The organism is Rhodococcus sp. R1101 (assembly GCF_000278445.1).
GTDB classification, from domain to species: Bacteria; Actinomycetota; Actinomycetes; order Mycobacteriales; family Mycobacteriaceae; genus Rhodococcus; species Rhodococcus gordoniae.
Genome location: NZ_AJVB01000391.1, coordinates 1 through 3,637, shown reverse-complemented (window position 1 = coordinate 3,637; position 3,637 = coordinate 1). Strand labels below are relative to the sequence as shown.

Genomic DNA, 3,637 nt, shown 5'->3' with positions numbered 1-3,637 from the left:
GATCGGCGCCGCGCTGACCGCTCTCGAACCCCTCGGTATCGACCTGATCGGCTTGAACTGCGCGACCGGTCCGGCGGAGATGACCGAGCACCTGCGGTACCTCTCGCAGCACGCGACGATCCCGGTGTCGGTGATGCCGAATGCCGGTCTGCCGGTGCTGGGTGCGAACGGCGCCGAGTACCCGCTGCAGCCGGGGGAGCTCGCCGAGGCCTTGGCCGGGTTCGTCCGCGAGTACGGTCTGACCTTCGTCGGCGGTTGCTGCGGCACCACTCCCGAGCACATCCGGCAGGTCGCCGAGGCGGTGCGCGGGGTGCAGCCGGCGCCGCGCGCCCCGCAGCCGGAGCCGGGTGTGGCGTCGCTGTACACCTCGGTGCCGTTCGAGCAGGATGCGTCGATCCTGATGATCGGTGAGCGCACCAATACGAACGGGTCGAAGGCGTTCCGTGAGGCGATGCTTGCCGCGGATTGGCAGAAGTGCCTGGACATCGCGAAGGATCAGATCCGCGACGGTGCGCACATGCTGGATCTGAACGTCGACTACGTCGGGCGCGACGGGGCGGCGGACATGGCGGAGCTGGCGTCGCGGTTCGCGACGTCGTCGACGCTGCCGATCATGATCGACTCGACGGAGCCGGAGGTGATCCGGGCCGGTCTCGAGCATCTCGGTGGTCGTTGCGCGGTGAACTCGGTGAACTACGAGGACGGTGACGGCCCGGGTTCGCGGTTCCAGCGGATCATGGAGCACGTCGTCGAGCACGGCGCGGCGGTGGTCGCGTTGACGATCGACGAGGAAGGCCAGGCCCGGACCGCCGAGCACAAGGTGCGCATCGCCGAGCGGTTGATCGCGGACCTGACCGGCACGTGGGGTCTGTCGCCGCAGGACATCATCGTCGACGCGTTGACCTTCCCGATCTCGACGGGTCAGGAGGAGGTGCGGCGCGACGCGATCGAGACGATCGAGGCGATCCGCCGCCTCCACGAGGCGCATCCGGAGGTGCACTTCACCCTGGGCATCTCGAATGTGTCGTTCGGTCTGAATCCGGCGGCGCGGCAGGTGCTGAATTCGGTGTTTCTGCACGAGTGCACCGAGGCCGGGCTGGACACGGCGATCGTGCACGCGTCGAAGATCCTGCCGATGGCGCGGATCCCGGAGGAGCAGCGGCAGGTTGCGCTGGATCTGGTGTACGACCGGCGCCGTGAGGGTTACGACCCGCTGCAGAAGCTGATGGAGCTGTTCGAGGGGGTGTCGGCGGCGTCGGCACGCGAGTCGCGGGCGCAGGAGCTGGCGGCGCTGCCGCTGTTCGAGCGGCTGGAGCGGCGCATCGTCGACGGTGAGCGCAACGGTCTCGAGGACGATCTGGCGGAGGCGATGAAGACCACCCCGCCGTTGGCGATCATCAACGACACGTTGTTGTCGGGCATGAAGACGGTCGGTGATCTGTTCGGGTCCGGGCAGATGCAGTTGCCGTTCGTGTTGCAGTCCGCCGAGGTGATGAAGACCGCGGTGGCGTTCCTGGAGCCGCACATGGAGTCGACGGGCGACGAGGGCAAGGGCCGGATCGTGCTGGCGACCGTGAAGGGCGATGTGCACGACATCGGCAAGAATCTCGTCGACATCATCCTGTCGAACAACGGCTACGAGGTGGTCAACCTCGGCATCAAGCAGCCGATCGCGACGATCCTGGATGCGGCGGTCGACAAGCGTGCCGATGTGATCGGCATGTCGGGGCTGCTGGTGAAGTCCACGGTGGTGATGAAGGAGAACCTCGAGGAGCTCAACTCTCGTGGGGTCGCGGAGCAGTTCCCGGTGTTGCTCGGTGGTGCGGCGCTGACCCGCAGTTATGTCGAGAATGATCTGGCGGAGGTCTACGAGGGCAAGGTGTCGTACGCACGCGACGCGTTCGAGGGCCTGTCGCTGATGGATCGGGTGATGGCGGAGAAGCGCGGTGAGGCGCCGGCGCCGGACAGTCCGGAGGCGATCGAGGCGGCCCGCAAGGCCGCCGAGCGCAAGGAACGGCACGAGCGCAGCAAGCGGATCGCGGAGAAGCGCAAGGCCGCCGAGACGCCGGCGGAGATCCCCGAGCGCAGCGATGTCGCGAAGGATCTGCCGGTGCCCACGCCGCCGTTCTGGGGTACCCGGGTGATCAAGGGCATTCCGCTGGCCGACTATGCGGCGCTGGTCGACGAGCGGGCGTTGTTCCTCGGGCAGTGGGGGCTGCGTGGTCAGCGGGGCGGCGAGGGCCCGAGCTATGAAGAGCTGGTGGAGACCGAGGGGCGGCCGCGGTTGCGGTACTGGTTGGATCGGTTGGCGACCGAGGGCATCCTGCAGCACGCCGCGGTGGTCTACGGCTACTTCCCGGCGGTGTCGGAGGGTGACGACGTGGTGGTGCTGACCGAGGCGCGCCCGGATGCGCCCGAGCGCTACCGGTTCACCTTCCCGCGGCAGCAGCGTTCGCGGTTCCTGTGCATCGCCGACTTCGTGCGGTCGCGGGAGGATGCGGTCGCGTCGGGTCAGGTGGATGTGTGGCCGTTCCAGCTGGTGACGATGGGGCAGCCGATTGCGGATTTCGCGAACGAGTTGTTCGCGTCGAATTCGTACCGGGATTATCTCGAGGTGCACGGCATCGGTGTGCAGTTGACCGAGGCGTTGGCCGAGTACTGGCATCGGCGGGTGCGGCAGGAGCTGGCGTTCGCCGGGGGTGGCACGGCCGCGGACGAGGATCCGGAGGAGGTCGCGGAGTATTTCAAGCTCGCCTATCGCGGCGCCCGGTTCGCGTTCGGGTACGGGGCGTGCCCGAATCTCGAGGATCGGATCAAGCTGGTCGAGTTGCTCGAGCCCGAGCGGATCGGGGTGGAGTTGTCGGAGGAGCTGCAGTTGCATCCCGAGCAGTCGACGGATGCGTTCGTGCTGCACCACCCGGAGGCGAAGTACTTCAATGTCTGATCGGGTGGAGGCGCCGCTCGCGGTGCCGGCCGGTGTGCTGCGGGCGGTGCTGTGGGATATGGACGGCACCCTGCTCGAATCGGAACGCTTGTGGGACATCGGGATGCGCGAGTTGTCGCTGCATCTCGGTGGGCCGATGAGTGAGGAGACCCGCATCTCCACGATCGGTGGGCCGATGGATCTGGCGGTGCTGCGCACTTTCACCGGTCTGGGTCTCGAGCCGACTCCGGACGAGGCGGCCGCCGCCGCGGTGTGGCTGACCGACTATATGGGCCGGTTGTTCGCCGACGGGTTGCCGTGGCGGCCCGGGGCGCAGGCAGCGTTGCGTAGGGTGCGCGAGGCGGGCCTGGGGTCGGTGCTGGTGACCAACACCGAGCGGGCGTTGTGCGAGGTGGCGCTGGACACCCTGGGCCGTGAGCATTTCGACCATTCGGTGTGCGGCGACGAGGTGCCGGCCGGCAAACCCGATCCGGCGCCCTATCGGCGGGCGGCGGAGTTGCTCGGGGTGGATCCGGCGCAGTGCCTGGCGGTGGAGGATTCCCCGACCGGGGCGGCGGCGGCGGATGCGGCCGGCTGCACGGTGCTGGTGGTGCCGTCGCTGGTGGAGGTGCCCGGCTCGGAGCGGCGAGTGTTCCGGTCCACCCTGGAGGGGCTGAGCGTGGAGGATCTGTACGAGCTGCACGGTGGGGGAGT

2 protein-coding genes are annotated in these 3,637 nt (G+C 68.2%); both read left to right on the top strand.

Going from position 1 to position 3,637, the window contains the following annotated elements; translation table 11 throughout:
* A partial coding sequence (gene metH / locus R1101_RS0118460) for a methionine synthase (RefSeq protein WP_016934828.1) occupies positions 1-2,944 on the top strand: 2,944 nt, incomplete at its 5' end.
* A partial coding sequence (locus tag R1101_RS0118455; RefSeq protein ID WP_037224067.1) for an HAD family hydrolase occupies positions 2,937-3,637 on the top strand: 701 nt, incomplete at its 3' end. The genes metH and R1101_RS0118455, both read left to right, overlap by 8 nt.